This window comes from Bacillus cereus group sp. BfR-BA-01360 (assembly GCF_022663595.1).
Lineage (GTDB): Bacteria > Bacillota > Bacilli > Bacillales > Bacillaceae_G > Bacillus_A > Bacillus_A cytotoxicus.
In genome coordinates this window covers 175,348-193,993 of the sequence record NZ_JAKUFV010000007.1, presented here as the reverse complement: position 1 = coordinate 193,993, position 18,646 = coordinate 175,348, and the positions used below count along the sequence as shown (strand labels likewise).

Genomic DNA, 18,646 nt, shown 5'->3' with positions numbered 1-18,646 from the left:
ATAAGGAATAAAAAAGAAGGAGAGAGAAATCAATGGGAAATGAAAAAGACAAATTAGTAGAAGAATTATTTTCAGATATAGAGGATTTAGATTTTGTAGAAATTAGTGAAGCGACAGCGTTACCAGAGACAGCAGCAACAAGTGGATCAATGGTAAGTAATGGATGTTCAACGTGTGGTTCAAGTTCATGTTGTTCATCATAAGAAGATAAATGTAAAGCATAGATACAGTACAGAAATTTTGATGGGTCTCAAGAGAGGGCAGTGTTATAAAAAGTCCTTAGCTTCAAGCTGTCCTCTTTATTATGAAATATGTAATTTAAGTTAGGTATTGTTAAATGTTTTTGTTTATAAATTTATTATCAAATTGTTGGAATTTGTGTCATTCACTAAATAAACTTACGAGTTGTATTGTTTTTAGGGCAAAGGAGGTCTCTGTAGTTGATAGAAAAAACATTATTGTTAGGTGAACCTCTTACAATAATTAGATTTGAAATATTAGATATGATACAAAAAGCAAATAGACAGACAAGCTCTGTTTTGGAAGCATTTAATGAACTGAATGAACATGAATATGAAAATAAAACTTTAGCAATGAATGATGTCAATTTAAATTTGGTGTTTATCCATAATAATAACCTTTTTGTAAAAGTTTATAATAAAAAGGAAGTAAAGGTCTTTAAGAATTTAATGTTTAATGATTTAAATGAAGATAAACAATATATTATGTTCATAGATAATATGAACAATGATTATCTAGCATTAATTAAGAAAATATCGCGAAGTTTACAGCTGAAATTTAAACAGAATAATATTAAAGTTAATAGAATTCAATCGCTAGAAGATCAGATTATAGGTGATTCTCTAAAAACTAGTTTAGTAATAGAGGGAGAATTTGGTTATGAGAGAACTAGATAAGAGAAGCAAAAACTAAGAATAAAAGGGCATAATATGCTATTTTTATTCTTAGTTTTTTATTTGTGTGTATATAAAATGAAAATAAAACGATTTTGATAAAAAAAACAACGATTATGAATCAGGATAGAAAGTGTTAAAACGATTCTGATGAAAAAAAACAATTTTACGATTTTATTCACAGAAAATTCTATCCTTAATGTATTATAGGGATCAAGAGGTGATTACAAATGGAAAATGAATTACATAAAACGATCTCAATAACTGAAAAAGTATCACATAGAGTTCTGCATATGTTAATAAAAAATGAAGATATTAGTAGAGTTGAATATCTAAAATGCAAGTTAGCGATCGAAGTTTTCTTTCTTAATGTTTCTAAAATCTCACTGATCTATCTCATAGCATCATGTTTAAAAATTTTAGTTCCTGTTATTATTTTTCATATTTCTTTTATGATAATTAGAACATATGCATATGGTGCTCATGCTAAGACTAGCTTTCAATGCACACTATTAAGTTGTTTTCAATTAGTTGGAATTCCATACTTAATAGTAGAGGGGGGGCAAGTAACAAAATTAACATTAATCACCTTAGTAATTTTAAATTTTTTAATTCTGTATAAATATGGTCCTACAGGTACAAAAAAGAATCCGATTACAAACATGGATAAAATCAGAAATTTGAAAATGAAAGCATTGAAGATGAATTTGTTCATACTAGTTATTGTAGTATTATCATCATCTTTATTCATTGCTAATTTAATTGCGATAGGAAGCTTTACGGCATGTGTCATGTTATTGCCAACAACATATAAATTATTGACTGGAGATTACATATAATTATATAAAATGGAGGGATAGTATGTTAAGGGACTATCTAATTAAATTATGTTTAAAATTTGGAGGTTTAAATATTAATCAGTGTTGTATAGGGATTGGATATGAACCAGAATTACCAAAAGAGTTAATAGATTAAAAAAATGTAGTGAAATGGCGGGAGGAATATTTAGAATGAAAAGAATGTTATTTAGAATATGTTTAAAATTTGGAGGTTTAAATATTAATCAGTGTTGTATAGGGATTGGATATGAACCAGAATTACCAAAAGAATTTTTATAGAGTTAAAGAAATTTAAATGTTATAATATGGTTATTCTACAATTTAAGGGGAATAGCTATGGTAACAATGCTAGTTGTGTTTTTACAATATACTTGTGTGATTATGAATTCGAAGATAATTACAGAAATATATTGTATGTCTATGAAAGAATTATTTCTTACTATTACTTGTGGTTTGTTAGTTGGAATATCTTATCTAGTTTTAAATATATATGCGTCAATTTTAATGGTCATTTCCGTATTTTTAATTCAATACTATTTTAAAAGAAATATAGTTGAAACTGCTATAGTTGCTTCATATGCAATAATAATTTTTATTTTAAGTGATCATTTAGCTACGACAATAGAAAGTTTTTACACCATTATTAATTTTGATATTAGTCAGTATACAATTCTTATACATATAGCTATGACATATGTGATTGCGATACTAATATGTAAATTAGTGCTATATATTAAAAAATACTTTAAACAGAAAAATCCGAATGATTCAAAGGTCGGGATTTTTGTTGGAATAATGGGAGTACTGACTGTATTTGCTTATTATACTTGTATATATTTAGGTAATCATTTAGGTAATAGTATAGAACTAATTAAATTAAACTTTGTATTCTTTATTTTGTATTTATTGATATCGCTGACTATTTTTTACGTATACTCTGAATCGTTGAAGAAAACATATGATGCGCAACAAAAAGTAATGGAATATGAAAATATGCAACATTATACGAATGAAATAGAAAAGCAATATACAGAGATGCGAAAATTTAGGCATGATTATCAAAATATTTTATCTTCTTTAGACAGTTTCATTGATGAAGATGATTACGATGGACTTAAAACTTATTATATAGAAAAGATAAGAACGGCTTCAGAACATATAAATAGTAATAATTTCAAATTGGAAAATTTAAGAAGGATTAAAGTGAAAGAAATAAAAAGTGTTCTTTCAGCAAAACTAATTAAGGCTCAAGAATTAAATATTGATGCAACATTCGAAGCAAATGAGGATATTGACCATATACCGGTAGATTCAGTAATTCTAGTTAGAGCAATAGGTATATTAATGGATAATGCAATTGATGAACTTAAATATTTAGGCTACGGAAATTTATGGGTTGGTATGATAAAGGACAAAAGTTCATTAATGGTGATTATACAAAATACTTGTAGAGAAGATGTTCCGAGAGTTCACAAGCTTAAAGAACAAGGTTTTTCCACCAAAGGAGAAAATAGAGGACTTGGGTTAAGTAATTTATCAGAGTTGATTCAACAGTGTCCAAATGTAGTTTCAGAGACAATTATTAAGAATAGGAATTTTGTACAAAAGTTAGTTATTACTTTGGAGGGATAAAAATATGTTATCAGTGTTTATATGTGAAGATGATATAGCACAACGAGAAAGAATTGAAACGTATATCAAAAATTATATTATAATAGAAGATTTAGATATGGAATTAGTACTTTCGACTCAAAATCCATTTGAGATACTTGAGTACTTAAAGAGTCATCCTAAAACAACTGGTTTGTACTTTTTAGATGTTGATTTACAAGCTGAAATTTCAGGACTGGAATTAGCTGCTGAAATTAGAGATTTAGATGATCTGGGCAAGATTGTCTTTGTAACAACGCACGGTGAGCTATCTTTTTTAACATTCACTTATAAAATCGAAGCTATGGATTATATTATTAAAGATAGACCAGAAGAGATACAGAGAAAAGTCCAGGATTGCGTAAAAATAGCTCATAAAAGATATTTGAGTGATAAAAATCCTAAAAAAGAAATTTTTAAGGTGAAAATTGGTGATAAAGTTCGATCTATTTATTACTCGGATATTATGTTTTTTGAATCTTCTGCTGTTCCACACAAAATAATTCTACATTTAGAAAATTCTCAGTTAGAGTTTTACGGCTCAATGAAAGAAGTTGAAAAAATAAGTGATTGTTTTTATAGATGTCATAAGTCTTATGTAATAAATAAGAATAATATTCAGTTAGTTGATAAAAAAAAGAGAGAGGTAAAAATGGTAAATGAAGAAACTTGTCTAGTCTCTGTGAGGGCATTAAAGGGATTAGATTGAAGTGGAGAACATGAGTTAGGGTGAGAAAAAGAAATCTTTGAAACTTTCAAGGCTCAAGTCACTCACGAATGCTAGTTGGAGTATTGGATCAATTATTAATCAAAACGGCAAAAAGCAATTTTGTGTGAGCAATGTTATGAGTAGAAAAGAATTGGAAGCAGTGCTGGAGACAACTGGTGATAATTAAAATTATAACATTCATTGTATTTTATATAAAAATACAATGAATGTTATTTTTTGTATAAGAATAAAAAGAATGAAAATAATGGTAAAATAATACTGTCGTATAAAAGAGGGGGAAACATTGGATGAAAAAAGAGTGGCTTGCTAATGTAGATTTAACGAAAAAAATGATTCAAAATCGAAGTATAATAAGAAACTTAAAAAATATCAAAGACATTTATTGGTATTACAGCAGATTTTAAAAGAAGAAAAAGTAGCTGTTATTATGGTTATGGAAGGCTGGGATGCGGCTGGTAAGGGCGGAGCAATTAAGCGAGTGACCGAACATCTTGATCCGCGTGGATTTCAAGTGAAACCTATTGCTGCACCTGCTCCTCATGAAAAACGATATCATTATTTGCAACGATTTTGGCGGGAAATTCCTCGGTATGGACAAATTGCAATTTTTGATCGTTCTTGGTACGGTCGTGTTTTAGTTGAGCGTGTGGAAGGGTTTGCTACACAGGAAGAGTGGGCAAGAGCATATGATGAAATCAATGACTTTGAGAAAGTATTAACGGATGATCATTACATTATTGGAAAGTTTTTTTATCATATGAGTAAAGATGAACAGTTGAAGCGATTTAAGGAGAGAGAGAATAATCCTCTTAAACGATGGAAAATTACAGATGAAGATTGGCGTAATCGTGAAAAGTGGGATGAGTATGTGGAAGCAATGGAAGAGATGTTTGAAAAAACAAATCAACCGAATGCGAAGTGGCATATTATCGCTAGTAATAATAAATTATATGCACGTGTGAAAACATTGAAAGTCATGATTTCATTAATTGAGGATTATTTTTTAGAACATGGTATAGAACTACCTTCTTATTACTATGAAATAAAAGCGGAGCAGCAAGAGGAATTTGAAATTGTGCAAGATGTAAGTATGAAAATAGTACGGAAGAATTTTGTCATGATAAAAGGTGTGCATGAAACATGAAAATGTTTTTTACGCCTATATAGAGATTATTCTTGTAGAAACGATAGAATTATGCTAGAATTTACGTAACTTTAAATGAACGGAGGGGTCTCCTTTGATTTTTATCAGATTACGTCTCAATACTTTGTGCCGATAATTGAATAGTGCTCAAAGCCTCTGTCTGTGTACGGAGTGAACGGGATTAGTCTGCCTATTTTTTAAAGGAACCCTTTATAAAACGCATATGTGAAAAAGAGGGAGGGACGAATACCCCCTCTTTTTGTTTTACCTTTATAAATAGAATGGTTGATATATGTATGCATATTGGATACGTATATCGTTTGGGGATTTTTGCACATGGAATTTAGAAGAAGTACGATATTCTTCTATTTGTCGTGTATCCTTGTCCGTTTATGAAAACACAGGCAGTGGCCTGTGTTTTTTAGTTTGCGTAATCGAAATGGAGGAACATGTATGGAAGAATTTGTACAAAGAGCAATATTAGTTGGTGTAAATTTAGGGCATGAAAGCGATTTTCAATATTCAATGGAGGAATTAGCAAATCTTGCAGAAGCATGTGATGTGGAAGTTGTCGGGCAAGTTACACAAAATTTACAACGTGTAAATCCTTCTCATTATATTGGAACAGGAAAGATTGGAGAAGTAGCAGCCTATGTGAAGGAAGTTGATGCGAATATTGTTATTTTCAATGATGAGCTATCTCCTTCGCAAATTCGAAATTTAGAAAAAGACTTAGACTGTAAAGTGATCGATCGTACGATTTTAATTTTAGATATTTTTGCCCAGCGTGCAAAAACGAAAGAAGCACAGCTACAAGTAGAAGTAGCTCATCTTCAATATATGATGCCCCGTTTAGTCGGCCTTCGTGAATCGCTAGGAAGACAAAGTGGCGGTGTTGGTACGAAAAATAAAGGTGTCGGTGAGAAAAAGTTGGAATTAGATCGCCGAAAAATTGAAGAGCAAATTTCGGTGTTGAATAAAGAATTAGAAGCACTTGTTGTACAGCGCAAAACGCAGCGAAAACAACGAAAGAAAAATGAAATTCCTGTTGTAGCATTAGTAGGATATACAAACGCGGGAAAATCTACGACGATGAATGCAATGCTTGAAATCTTTAATGGAACTATAGAGAAGCAAGTATTTGAAAAGGATATGTTATTTGCGACATTAGAAACGTCTGTTCGAAATATTGAGCTTCCGGATAATAAATCATTTTTATTAACAGATACAGTTGGATTTGTAAGTAAGTTACCACACCATCTTGTAAAGGCATTTCGTTCAACGTTAGAAGAAGTTGCAGAAGCAGACTTACTCATTCATGTTGTCGATTATTCGAATCCAAATTATGAGCAATTAATTGAAATTACGAATCAAACATTAAAACAAATTGGAGTTGAAAACATTCCGACAATTTATGCATATAATAAATCAGATATGATGGATGTGGAAATTCCAAAAACGAAGAAAGATCGCGTTTATTTATCTGCGAAAAAACAAATTGGTATGGAAGAATTAGTTGAAATGATTCGTTCGCATATTTATAAAGAATATACAAAGTGTGAAATGTTAATCCCGTATGATCAAGGGCAAATTGTTTCTTATTTCAATGAGTATGCACATGTTATATGTACGAGTTATGAAAATGAAGGTACGAAACTTTCGCTGGAATGCAAAATAAGTGATTTTGAGAAGTATAAGCGTTTTGCTATTTGAAATAAAATATATTGAATGTATTTCAAATATTCACTTATATTAAAAGTAGTGTGAATAAAATGGAAAGAACGGAAGGGTGACCCAATTACATGAAGTATTAATCCTATTTATGAAAGCAAACAATTGAAGGCTATTTTTAACAGACCATTACGCTGTTATTTGTGATGCCTTTTATTTGCGTTTTTCAGAATAGGATGTACTTCTATAGTTGGCCCAAAGAGAGTAGGGTTTTCTCTTTTTGTGTACACCTATATATGATTTATGCCTCCTATTCTGAATGGATATAGGGGGCATTTTTTGTCTTCTAAATGAGATAAGAGGAGATGTTGCTATGTTGTTATTAGAAGCTAATCGTATAAAGTACTATATACAAGATCGCTTGTTACTTGATATAGATCAATTGCAAATTCATCAAAATGCTCGAATTGGGTTAGTTGGTAGAAATGGAAGCGGAAAAACAACGTTATTTCAAATATTAGCTAAAGAAATTGTCCCGGAAGAAGGGAGTATTGTTCAACGTGCGAGGTGTGAACTTCTACCGCAGCTGAAACAAACAGATACAACAAAAAGCGGTGGTGAAGTGACGCAAGAATATATTCAAAAAGCTGTTCTGAAAGATCCGGAGCTTTTACTTGCCGATGAACCAACGACAAACCTTGATACAGGACATATTGAATGGCTGGAGAAGAAGCTTGGAAATTGGAAAGGGGCATTTGTTATCATTTCACATGACCGCGCGTTTTTAGATGCTCTTTGCACAACGATATGGGAATTGGATGAAGGAAAAATAAAAGTGTATACAGGTAACTATAGCGAATATGTAAAACAAAAAGAAATAGAGCGGCAACAAGAACAATTAGCATATGAAAAATATGAAAAAAAGAAAAAGCAGTTGGAAGAAGCGGTAAAGCTGAAAGAGAAAAAGGCGGAACGAGCAACAAAGACTCCAAAGAAGGAAGGGAAGCTAGAACCGAAAATTACAAAGCCGTATTTTGCAAAAAAACAAAAGAAGTTACAAAAAACAGCAACCGCTATGATAACAAGGTTAGAAAAACTTGGAAAGGTAGAAAAAGTAAAAGAGCTTCCGCCGCTTAAGATGGACTTACCGAATGCGGAAACGTTTAAAAACCGAATTATTTTACGAGTGAATGATAGAATAGGTAAAGTTGGGAAACGTGTGCTATGGAAAAAAGCAAGCTTTCATATTCGAGGTGGTGACAAATTAGCAATTATCGGTGCAAATGGGAGCGGGAAAACAACACTCGTAAAACAAATTATGAATCAAGAGTATGGGATTAGATTTTCTCCTGCTGTAAAAGTTGGCTATTTTAGTCAAAATTTAAATATATTAGATCCAGCAAAATCCATTATCGAAAATGTCCAGTCTTCTTCCAAACAGAATGAAACGCTTATTCGAACAGTTCTTGCAAGAATGCATTTCTTTCGAGAGGATGTTTATAAGCTTGTAGAGGTTTTAAGTGGTGGGGAACGAGTGAAAGTGGCATTAACAAAGCTATTTTTAAGTGATATAAATACTTTAATTTTGGATGAACCGACAAATTTTCTTGATATGACAGCTGTTGAAGCGTTGGAATCTCTTCTAAAAGAATACGAAGGGAGTGTCATCTTTGTTTCACATGATCGCCGCTTTATTGAAAATATCGCGACACGAATTTTAACCATTCATAATCAAGAGCTTGGACTGTTTGAAGGAACTTATCAACAATATAAACGAACTCAAGTACAACAAGCTCAAGAGCGTAAAAAGGATACACGTCTTTTACTGGAAACGAAATTATCAGAAGTGCTAAGCCGGTTAAGTATTGAACCGTCCGAAAAATTAGAAAGGGAATTTGAAAAACTGTTACAAGAAAAACGAGAGTTGGATGCGTCTGAATAAGTGAAACATATATTCAAAAATAAAAGTACATCACGATTCGGAAGTGATGTACTTTTTATAAGTAAAGGATAGAAGAAAAGTTATATATACCAGAGTCTCTTTCTACTCTGTTATATACGCCCATTTATAAGAATATATACCCGCAAATGGACGAACGACAACACCTTTTACGCTTGGACGTTCTAAGTAAATAAGCCCTGCTTGGAAGATTGGAGCAATTGCTGCATCATCTTCAACTAGAATTTTCTCAGCATCTTGGAACGCTTTCCAACGTGCTGGTAAATCAGTTGTTAAAGAAGAACTCGCTTTTTCCATTAATTCATCATATTGTTTGTTGGAATAGTTCATTTTGTTGAAAGGGCCATCTGTTACGAACATATTTAAAAATGTTGTCGGGTCAGGATAATCTGGTCCCCAAGTAGAAAGTGAAATTTCAAAGTCTCCATTTCCTTCACGTTCTAAAAATGCCTTTACTGGAAGTGGATTTAGTGTGATTTTTAAACCAGGTAGATTCTTCTCTAATTCGCCTTTTAAGTATTCGCTTATTTTTTTATCGTTTGACTCATCAGTTGATATGATGGAAAGAGAAACATTTTGTAGATTTGTTTCTTTTTTTGCCGTTTCCCATTGTTTTTTCGCTTCTTTTATATTTGTTTCTACTTTGACATTACTTGTACTACGAAAGTCTTTATTATCGGGTCCTTTTACAAAGCCTTTTGGAATGAAAGCATTTGCAGGAATGGAACCGTTATTTAAAATGGTTGTTGTAATTCCTTTTTTATCAAAGGAAAGAGAAATCGCTTTGCGAGCATTTTTATTTGCTAGTAAAGGATTTTTTTGATTAAATCGAAAAAATGTCACAGAAGGACGTGCCATTTTCTTTAAGCTTGGATCGTTTTGGTATTTATCGACAAATTCTGAATTAATTGTGATACGATCGACTTGTTTGCTTTCAAATAAATTAACAGCTGCTGAAGTGTCTTTCACGATATTGACATTAATTTCTTGTAATTTCACATTTTTATGATCCCAGTAGTTTGGGTTTTTCGTCATTTTATAACTTGTATCATGTTTCCATTCATTTAATACGAACGGTCCATTATATACTGCATTTGCAGCTTCGAGACCATAATTTGTCCCTTGTGCTTCAACTACTTTTTGATTTTGTGGATAAAAGGTTGCAAATCCCATTAGCCCTAAAAAGTATGGAACAGGATGCTCTAATTGTACTTCAAGCGTTTTATCATCAAGCGCTTTTACACCAAATGAATCGAGAGGTAATGCTTTTTTATTTACTTTTTCAGCATTTTTAATATCAAACATAATATGGGCATACTCAGAAGCTGTTTCTGGATTTATTGCACGTTTCCATGCATATTCAAAGTCATGCGCTGTTACAGGATCACCATTCGACCAGTTTGAATGACGAAGTTTAAATATATATGTTTTTCCATCCTCGCTTAATGTGTAAGATTCAGCTGCCCCTGGTACAGGTTTGTTACCTGGTCCAGGCATATACAGCCCTTCCATCACATTATTTAAAGCTGCATAGGAAAAACCATCCGTTGCGATAGAGGAATCAAGAGTAGAAATTTCCCCGGTTTCTACAATGTTTAATATTTGTTTTGTAGCTACTTTTTTCTCGTCTTTGTTCGTTGTTGTTTCTTGTTTTTGACCACAAGCTGTTAAAACGAGTGACAATGTAAGTGAGAGCGCCGCAACTCTCTTTGTTTTTTTCTTCATCGCTTTCATCCTCCCCTTTATCTTTGATTTAGTATAAAAGAAGATAAAGAAAATTTCTATAATTAAATCCAATAAAGTTTATGTGAAAAATATATTTTATGGAAAGTTGTATTGTTGGAAAAAGAGATAAAATCAGTATAGAATAGAAATGTTTCAAAAGTCAGAAGTGATGATACCCGCATAAAAATATATGTTGTAAGGAGGGTGAAATTCAAATATGCAGGCAATTTCAAAAGAAAATGTAGTGACGACGCCAACGATATATCGCATTTTATTTGCAATTAGTTTCGGTCATTTTTTGAATGATTCTATGCAAGCTGTTGTGCCGGCATTGTTTCCAATTTTAGAAAAAACGATGAATTTATCTTATATGCAAGTCGGATGGATTGCGTTTGCGCTAAATATGACGTCATCTGTTATGCAACCGGTATTTGGGATGTATTCAGATAAGAAGCCATCCCCATTTTTACTACCGCTCGGTATGTTCTCAAGCATGCTTGGAATGATTGGACTTGCATTTGCACCAAACTTTATTATTGTTATTATTTCTGTTTTATTTATCGGATTAGGTTCAGCAGTCTTTCATCCAGAAGGAGCCCGCGTTGCGTATATGGCATCTGGTACGAAGCGTGGATTAGCACAAGCGATTTATCAAGTAGGGGGGAATACTGGTAATTCACTTGCTCCAATTTTTACAGCAGTAATTTTCGTTCCTCTTGGTCAAAAAGGTTCGCTTGGTTTTACGGCTTTTGCAGCAGTAGGGATTCTATTATTAATGTATGTGTCAAAGTGGTATAAAAATGAATTAGTAAGCGGCGCTGTAAAAAGCAAGAAACGAGCTGCACTTGAGGCTGAAAATGCAATTGTAAGTGCGCATATTAAATTTGTTATCGTTCTCCTTATCTTTTTAACATTTGTTCGTTCGTGGTATGGAGCTGGTATTGGGAACTTCTATCAATTTTATTTGATTGAGCATTATGGTTTATCGATAAAGAATGCGCAATATTTTGTATTTGCTTTTATGATTTCCGGCGTACTGGGAACATTTTTTGGAGGACCGCTCGCAGATCGATTTGGTAAGAAAAATATTATTGTGTTCTCCATGCTAGGTTCTGCGCCGCTTGCACTTTTATTACCGCATGTTTCTCTTTTATGGGTTGTGCCACTATTTTTATGTATCGGTTTCATTAGTTCCAGTAGCTTTAGTGTGATTGTTGTATATGCCCAAGAACTTGTGCCAGGGAAAGTAGGGATGGTATCAGGATTAATTGTCGGTCTTGCATTTGGTCTTGGCGCGCTAGGTGCTGTCATTCTTGGGAAATTAGCTGACATATATAGTCTGCAGTTCATTATGGTATTATGTAGTTGTTTGCCATTAATTGGACTGACTTCCTGGTTACTGCCGAGTGATAAAAAATCCGTATAGAATAGGGGATGCGCTATGAAACTATGCAAAAATGTTACAGAATTAATAGGGGATACACCTATCGTGCGATTATCTAAATTTATTCCGAAAGATGCGGCGGATGTATATGCAAAGTTAGAAATGTTTAACCCATCTCGTAGTGTGAAAGATCGTGCAGCTTATCATTTAATTCATGTTGCAGAGGAGCAAGGCTTTATTCAGCCGGGAGATACGATTATTGAACCGACAAGTGGAAATACGGGAATTGGTTTAGCGATGAATGCAGCGGCGAAAGGATATAAAGCGATTTTAATTATGCCGGATAATATGTCAAAAGAACGAATGAATCTGTTAAAAGCATATGGTGCAGAAGTTATTTTGACACCGGCAGAACAAAGAATGCCAGGTGCAATTGCAAAAGCGATAGAACTGCAAAAACAAATACCGAATAGTTTTATCCCGCAGCAATTTGAAAATCCAGCAAACCCAAATATTCATCGCTATACAACAGCACTTGAAATTTATGAACAAATGGAAGGGAAGTTAGATGCCTTTGTAGCGACTGCTGGAACAGGTGGAACAATTACAGGGACAGGGGAAACGTTGAAAGAGAAATTACCCAATTTACATATTGCAGTAGTGGAGCCGAAAGGATCGCCTGTTTTATCTGGCGGTGTACCAGGTCCTCATAAACTAGTTGGAACAAGTCCGGGGTTTATTCCAAAAAACTTAAATACAGAAATATATAACGAAATTATTCAAATTGCAGATGAAGAAGCGCTAAGTACGATGAGAAATTTAGCAAAACAAGAAGGGTTATTAGTAGGACCATCTTCAGGGGCTTCCGTCTATGCCGCAATTATGATTGCGAAGCGATTAGGTGCGGGTAAGAAGGTATTGTGTATTGCACCTGATACAGGTGAACGGTATTTAAGTATGGGGCTGTTTGAATAATAGATTGCGAGAGCATGCAAAGTAGAAAAATAAGAGATGTAACAATTTATACCGTTACATCTCTTATTTTTATTTTATAAATTTTCCTAATATCGGTAATCGTTGAATGCGATTACCGAGAATGCGTGAAGCAAGGCCGCTTGTTAATACAAATAAAAGATAGACGAAGCCGCCAACTACGCCGCATATGATTACGATAAGTAATGATTCGATGTAAGACTGTCCAGGTATGAACCATCCTATCATCGCTTTTAATGCCATGACAATAGCGAACATTGCGCCAGAATAAATGATAATAAGACATACTGTTTTTATAGTCTCTTTTATATCAAATTTTGCGAATTTAACGATGCAGTATAACATAATGGCATCTGAAACGAGATATCCGAGAATAGTTCCAAGTACCGCTCCATGTCCGCCTAATACATATAGAAGAGGAGTATTGACAATCAGTTTTACAAGAATGCCTACTGAGAAAGCAATCATTGTTTTTCGTTGATAATCAATTCCTTGTAAAATGGCTGCTGAAACGGTAAAGATTGCACTTAATACAGCTGATGGTGCATAGGAAATTAAGTATTGTGAACCGCCTACTGCGATATCGTGGCTCACATAAACCATGCGGAATGCATCGTAAGCAATACTAGCTAGACCGAATGCTGCTGGAATGGTGAAGAATAATAATACTTGAAATATCTTTGTAATTTGTTCTTGTAATTCTTCTTGTTTTCCACTTGTAAATGATTTTGTTATAGCTGGAATAATTGTTAATGAAAATCCAGTTGCAAGGGAAGCTGGAATCATAATTAATTTTTGAGCATAGTTCGTTATATAAGCGAAGACAGCATTTGCTGTTGTTAATGGCTCGCCAAGAGCTCTTAAAGCGTCAGCAACTGTGTATTGATCGACTAATGTATAAAGCGGAATAGCGATGCCGACAAATACAATGGGAATTGCATAACGAAGTAATTCCATATAGATACTTTTTAACGGAAGAGTAGATGCTCTTGATTTAAGCTCACCTTTAGGTGGTTTTAGATGATTGTATTTTTTCCAATACATGATTAAAATCGAAACGCTAGCAATCGCTCCGACCGCAGCACCAAATGTAGCGACTGCTACAGAAGAAGCGACAGAGCCACCTAGTAACTTTGTAACAACAAAACTACCAGCTAAAATGAAAACGACGCGTGCAATTTGTTCTACAACTTGTGATACGGCGCTTGGCTTCATATGCTGGAAGCCTTGAAAATAACCGCGTGTGACACTCATTGCTGGTACAATAATAAGCGCAAAGCTGAGCGCCCGCATTGTAAGTGTTACATCAGCGATAAACTTTGGATCTGGCGCTTTTGAACGAATGATAAATTGTGATATGTAAGGCGCACCGATAAACAAAATGAAAAAACCAGAAAATCCCATCAATAGCATCAATTTTACACTAGAGTTATAGAGTTTTTTACTTGTACTATAATCACCTAGTGCATTATATTTTGCGACAAATTTTGATACGGCAATTGGAATGCCGGCTGTTGAAAAACTAAGTAAGATACCGTACCAAGAATATGCATATCCATATAAAGCAACCCCTTGTGTACCAACTAATAATTGAAAGGGGAAGAAATAGATAAATCCTAAGATACGTGAAATCATTGTGGCCCCGCTTAGTAAAGCAGTTCCTTTTAACACTTTTGAAGTAGACAAAACACTTTCCTCCCACTTTTGCTCTCATGCAACCATCTATATTACTATAAACCTGTCATGGTATTTAATAAAGTATAAACATCACTATTGGAATAGGGTTCATAGAAAATTCATATTTTGAATTTTCACAGCAAAAAATAGATAGATTATACATAAAAATTTAGTTGACACCATTTTGAGTATATGATAAAAATGATATTAATCAATTCGGAAACATCATATTTGGGCAATGAAAGGTTATAGTAGTGAAAGTCTTCCTATTTCAGAGAGCTGATGGTCGGTGTGAATCAGTATATAGATTATTCATGAAGTTCGTCCTGGAGCATCTTTCATAAATCTCACGTTGTGAGGAAATGAAAGACGGTAGTGAATACCGTTATGAAATAAAGTGGTGAAGAGTTTTTTCACAACTAGGGTGGTACCGCGATGTTTTAATCGTCCCTACGTATTTACGTAGGGGCGTTTTTTATTGAAGGTCCTACTGTCGTTGTGTCTTCATAACTAGGGTGGTACCGCGATATTTTAATCGTCCCTACGCATTTGCGTAGGGAGTTTTTTTATTTAAAGAGGAGGAGATTCTACTAGAAATAGCTAATGTTAGAACGCAATGAATAAAGAGAAATAGAGAGGAGATTACAATATGAATTCACCGCAATGGACATCAAAATTAGGTTTTGTATTAGCTGCTGCAGGTTCAGCAATTGGACTTGGGGCAATTTGGAAGTTCCCTTATATGGCCGGGATTGGAGGCGGCGGAGCATTTTTTCTTATTTTTATCGGTTTTACATTATTAATTGGTTTACCGCTCTTATTAGCTGAATTTGTAATTGGGAGGAGTACGCAAAAAGAAGCTGTTGATGCATATAGACAAATTGCTCCTAAAACATTATGGCCATGGCTAGGTAAATTAGGTGTTGTAACATGTTTCATATTACTTTCATTCTATAGTGTAGTAGGTGGTTGGATTTTATTATATTTATGGAATGCAATTACAGGAAGGTTATGGGAAGGAAATGGTGCATATGAAGCAACATTTGGTGAAATCATTTCCAATCCTTATTTAGCAGTTGGATCACAGTTATTATTTATTCTTATGACGATTTTCATTGTAAGTAAAGGTGTACAAAACGGTGTGGAAAAAGTAAATAAATATTTTATGCCTGCGCTATTTGTTTTATTCTTTATATTAATTATTCGTGCTCTTACATTAGATGGAGCTGGAGAAGGAGTTCGTTTCTTCTTGCAACCAGATTTCTCAAATGTGACATCGGAAATTATTTTATATGCAATGGGTCAATCGTTCTTTTCATTATCTGTTGGTGTAGCAGTAATGGTAACGTATAGTTCATACTTACCGAAGGAAGAAAGTCTACCGCGTTCGGCATTTTCAATTGTAGGACTAACACTTATGATTACATTGCTTGCAGGACTTGCTATTTTCCCAGTTGTATTTGCATTTGGAATGGAACCGTCACAAGGACCAGGATTATTATTTATCGTATTACCTGCTATTTTCAGTAAAATGGCGTTTGGAAAAGTATTCTTCGTTATTTTCTTATTACTATTCTTCTTTGCAACAGTTACGTCAGCTATTTCTATGTTAGAAATTAGTGTTGCATCGTTAACAGCAAAAGGAAATGGGAGACGCGAGAAGTTTGCAATCATTGTAGGGTTATTGATTTTTGTAGTAGGTATTCCATCGGCATTATCATACGGTGTATTGAGTGATTTTAAGGTTTTTGGAAAGACAGTTTTCGATTTAGCAGATTTTGCAGTAAGTAATGTACTGATGCCGCTTGGTGTATTGTTAGTTTCTATATTCGTTCCATTAAAAATGAAGAAAGATGTATTAATGAGAGAGCTTGGTGTAAGTAAACATAAAGGATATACATTATTCATACTATGGTTATTCTTACTTCGTTATATCGCACCAGTCGCTATCATTATTGTATTTTTAAATGTAATTGGAGTTATTTAAAGAAATGGTGGAATATTCAAATGTATAAAGGTGCAAGAAGGAAACAAATATCATATAATGAAACCATAAATGGTATATTGGAGGTGTTTTTATGGCGATTATGATGCAATTGCCGGACATTGCAGCGTCTCATGCAAAGCCAAGTATGGAAATGGCGATACTTTGCGTGAGGTAGACAATGTATATACAATCGCCAAATTGAGCTCGTATATTTTTGTATTTGGCTTTGCCCTTATTGAAATGAATCATACGAAATAAGGGGCGAGCAAACATGGGATACGTAAAAGCAACAGCTGTTTTACCGGAAAGTTTAATTGCAGAAATTCAAAAATATGTACAGGGTGAAACAATTTACATTCCAAAACAAGAAACTGAACATTATAAATGGGGTACACGATCTGGGGGAAGAAAACAAATCGATATGCGAAATCGAAAGATAAAAGAAGCTTTTGAAAACGGGATTGCTATTTATCAATTAGCGGAAGAATATTTTCTTTCTGTAGAAACAATAAAAAAAATTGTGTATTCCAAATCATAGTAAAAAGCACTGATTATTCTTTTGAAATAATCAGTGCTTTTTTATGTATAGTTTGTTTATGAATTGTTTTTGGTATTTTATAAAAGAAAAGTATTATATACAATAAAAACAGATTGATAATTTGTATGGAGTGATAACGATGGAAGCATTTATTAGAAGTGATCAATATAATTTTATAAAATCACAAACTCATATTCTTGTGCATGGACATGCAACAGCAAACGATAGAGGGGTCATTACGGCTTTGAAATCTCTTGCAATTGAAAAAGTATTACACGCCTTTGAAAATTTAAATAGTGAACAGAAAGAATTAATTGAAACAATTTTGGCAGTTGAAAATAGAGAGGATGCGGAAGCATTTTTGCTCAAATTAAATCCGTATGTTATACCGTTTCAAGAAGTTACTCCACAAGCATTAAAAAAATTATTTCCTAAAGTGAAAAAATTGAAGCTTCCTGAAATGGAAGAAGTAAACATGAAAGAAATGTCATATTTAGGTTGGACTGATAAGGGAACGGGAAAAAGGTTTATTATAGCAAAAAAGAATAATAAATTAGTTGGCGTTCAAGGGACGTTTCAAAGTATAAATAAAAAAGGGATTTGTGCACTATGTCATGGACATGAAGAGGTAGGCATGTTTTTAGTTGAAATAAAAGGAGATGTGCCAGGCACGTTTGTTAAAAAAGGAAATTATATTTGTCAAGATAGTATAGCATGTAATCAAAATATGACTTCGCTAGATAAATTACATGATTTTATCGAAAGACTTAAGAAATAAAGGACGATTCTTTTCGTCCTTTTATCATTTCTTCTGCCAATTTGTTTTTATAAAGTCTTCACGTCCAGACTCTTTTCGTTCCTGAGCATATTTCTTCGGATTTTTCTTGTAGAAATGCTGATGGTATTCTTCTGCTTCATAAAAAGGTGCAGCTGGGCGAATTTCTGTTACGATTGGCTCGTTAAATATACCGCTAGTAGCAAGCAATTGTTTTGACTTCTCAGCGAGTTCTTTTTGGGTTTCGTTGTGATAGAAAATTGCCGTGCGATAAGATGGACCACGATCAAAAAATTGTCCGCCATCATCAGTCGGATCAATTTGCGACCAATATAAGTCTAGTAATTTTTGATAAGGAAAAATAGAAGAATCGAATGTAATTTGAACAACCTCTAAATGCCCGGATGTGCCAGATTTTACTTGTTCATATGTTGGATTGGAAATATGTCCACCAGTATAGCCTGAAACAACTTTTTGAATACCTGGAAGTTCATCAAATGGTTTTACCATACACCAAAAACAGCCGCCGGCGAAGGTTGCAAGTTCGAATGTTTTCTTTGACATGTTTGTAATACCTCCTAAATAGATGTGTTTATTAAGTATTATATAAACTATGTTATTATGCAATAAAAAATATTAAGAAATATCTAACTAAAAAT

General features: G+C 33.4%; 17 protein-coding genes, 1 pseudogene and 1 other annotated feature. Of the genes and pseudogenes, 15 read left to right on the top strand and 3 right to left on the bottom strand.

Translation table 11 applies throughout. The features are described from left to right. Positions 1 to 32: 32 nt before the first annotated feature. The 10 genes and pseudogenes from MR056_RS09525 to MR056_RS09490 all read left to right on the top strand — a co-directional run bounded on the left by MR056_RS09525 (position 33) and on the right by MR056_RS09490 (position 8,890). The gene (locus MR056_RS09525; RefSeq protein WP_210351328.1) at positions 33 to 203 is read left to right on the top strand and encodes a thiazolylpeptide-type bacteriocin; all 171 of its coding nucleotides are present in this window, start codon (positions 33 to 35) and stop codon (positions 201 to 203) included. Positions 204 to 440: 237 nt separating this feature from the next. Beyond that, the gene (locus MR056_RS09520; RefSeq protein ID WP_087098414.1) at positions 441 to 917 is read left to right on the top strand and encodes a hypothetical protein; all 477 of its coding nucleotides are present in this window, start codon (positions 441 to 443) and stop codon (positions 915 to 917) included. Between the two features lie 227 nt (positions 918 to 1,144). Further along, positions 1,145 to 1,753, top strand: coding sequence for an accessory gene regulator AgrB (locus MR056_RS09515; protein WP_087098416.1), 609 nt, complete (start codon positions 1,145 to 1,147; stop codon positions 1,751 to 1,753). A gap of 22 nt (positions 1,754 to 1,775) precedes the next feature. Next, positions 1,776 to 1,889, top strand: coding sequence for a cyclic lactone autoinducer peptide (locus tag MR056_RS22635; RefSeq protein ID WP_087098417.1), 114 nt, complete (start codon positions 1,776 to 1,778; stop codon positions 1,887 to 1,889). A gap of 14 nt (positions 1,890 to 1,903) precedes the next feature. After that, on the top strand, positions 1,904 to 2,032 hold the full coding sequence (locus tag MR056_RS22630; protein WP_087098419.1) for a cyclic lactone autoinducer peptide: 129 nt from the start codon (positions 1,904 to 1,906) through the stop codon (positions 2,030 to 2,032). Between the two features lie 57 nt (positions 2,033 to 2,089). Next, positions 2,090 to 3,385, top strand: a complete 1,296-nt coding sequence (locus tag MR056_RS09510; RefSeq protein ID WP_087098421.1) for a sensor histidine kinase — start codon at positions 2,090 to 2,092, stop codon at positions 3,383 to 3,385. A gap of 4 nt (positions 3,386 to 3,389) precedes the next feature. Beyond that, the gene (locus tag MR056_RS09505; RefSeq protein WP_087098423.1) at positions 3,390 to 4,112 is read left to right on the top strand and encodes a LytR/AlgR family response regulator transcription factor; all 723 of its coding nucleotides are present in this window, start codon (positions 3,390 to 3,392) and stop codon (positions 4,110 to 4,112) included. A gap of 308 nt (positions 4,113 to 4,420) precedes the next feature. After that, positions 4,421 to 5,277 (top strand): annotated as a pseudogene (locus MR056_RS09500) (polyphosphate kinase 2 family protein). A 453-nt stretch (positions 5,278 to 5,730) separates the two neighbouring features. Beyond that, complete coding sequence (hflX, locus tag MR056_RS09495) at positions 5,731 to 6,990, top strand: GTPase HflX (RefSeq protein WP_012093927.1); 1,260 nt, start codon at positions 5,731 to 5,733, stop codon at positions 6,988 to 6,990. 331 nt (positions 6,991 to 7,321) lie between these two features. Beyond that, the gene (locus tag MR056_RS09490) at positions 7,322 to 8,890 is read left to right on the top strand and encodes a Vga family ABC-F type ribosomal protection protein (RefSeq protein ID WP_087094788.1); all 1,569 of its coding nucleotides are present in this window, start codon (positions 7,322 to 7,324) and stop codon (positions 8,888 to 8,890) included. Between the two features lie 102 nt (positions 8,891 to 8,992). Here the strand turns inward: MR056_RS09490 and MR056_RS09485 are convergent, their stop codons facing one another. Continuing rightward, positions 8,993 to 10,633 (bottom strand): peptide ABC transporter substrate-binding protein, encoded by a 1,641-nt coding sequence (locus tag MR056_RS09485; RefSeq protein WP_087098425.1) that lies wholly within the window; start codon positions 10,631 to 10,633, stop codon positions 8,993 to 8,995. 217 nt (positions 10,634 to 10,850) lie between these two features. Here MR056_RS09485 and MR056_RS09480 point away from each other — a divergent pair, with 217 nt between their 5' ends. Then, complete coding sequence (locus MR056_RS09480) at positions 10,851 to 12,059, top strand: MFS transporter (RefSeq protein WP_087098427.1); 1,209 nt, start codon at positions 10,851 to 10,853, stop codon at positions 12,057 to 12,059. Between the two features lie 15 nt (positions 12,060 to 12,074). After that, complete coding sequence (gene cysK / locus MR056_RS09475) at positions 12,075 to 12,992, top strand: cysteine synthase A (RefSeq protein ID WP_087098429.1); 918 nt, start codon at positions 12,075 to 12,077, stop codon at positions 12,990 to 12,992. A 69-nt stretch (positions 12,993 to 13,061) separates the two neighbouring features. On the opposite strand, the gene MR056_RS09470 is transcribed toward cysK, so the two are convergent. Further along, complete coding sequence (locus MR056_RS09470) at positions 13,062 to 14,696, bottom strand: putative polysaccharide biosynthesis protein (protein ID WP_087098431.1); 1,635 nt, start codon at positions 14,694 to 14,696, stop codon at positions 13,062 to 13,064. A gap of 220 nt (positions 14,697 to 14,916) precedes the next feature. Beyond that, positions 14,917 to 15,142: a binding site (T-box leader), on the top strand. 194 nt (positions 15,143 to 15,336) lie between these two features. Between MR056_RS09470 and MR056_RS09465 the strand changes: the two genes are divergently transcribed. The 3 genes from MR056_RS09465 (at position 15,337) to MR056_RS09455 (ending at position 17,990) form a co-directional block, all read left to right on the top strand. Then, positions 15,337 to 16,674, top strand: coding sequence for a sodium-dependent transporter (locus tag MR056_RS09465; RefSeq protein WP_012093933.1), 1,338 nt, complete (start codon positions 15,337 to 15,339; stop codon positions 16,672 to 16,674). 271 nt (positions 16,675 to 16,945) lie between these two features. After that, complete coding sequence (locus tag MR056_RS09460; RefSeq protein WP_012093934.1) at positions 16,946 to 17,212, top strand: CD3324 family protein; 267 nt, start codon at positions 16,946 to 16,948, stop codon at positions 17,210 to 17,212. Between the two features lie 139 nt (positions 17,213 to 17,351). Further along, positions 17,352 to 17,990: a FusB/FusC family EF-G-binding protein gene (locus MR056_RS09455; RefSeq protein WP_012093935.1), complete on the top strand. Its 639-nt coding sequence runs from the start codon at positions 17,352 to 17,354 to the stop codon at positions 17,988 to 17,990. Between the two features lie 24 nt (positions 17,991 to 18,014). Here MR056_RS09455 and msrA read toward each other — a convergent pair whose 3' ends face one another. Beyond that, a complete protein-coding gene (msrA, locus tag MR056_RS09450) occupies positions 18,015 to 18,551 on the bottom strand; it encodes a peptide-methionine (S)-S-oxide reductase MsrA (protein ID WP_087098433.1) in 537 nt (178 codons plus the stop codon). Between the last annotated feature and the right edge of the window lie 95 nt (positions 18,552 to 18,646).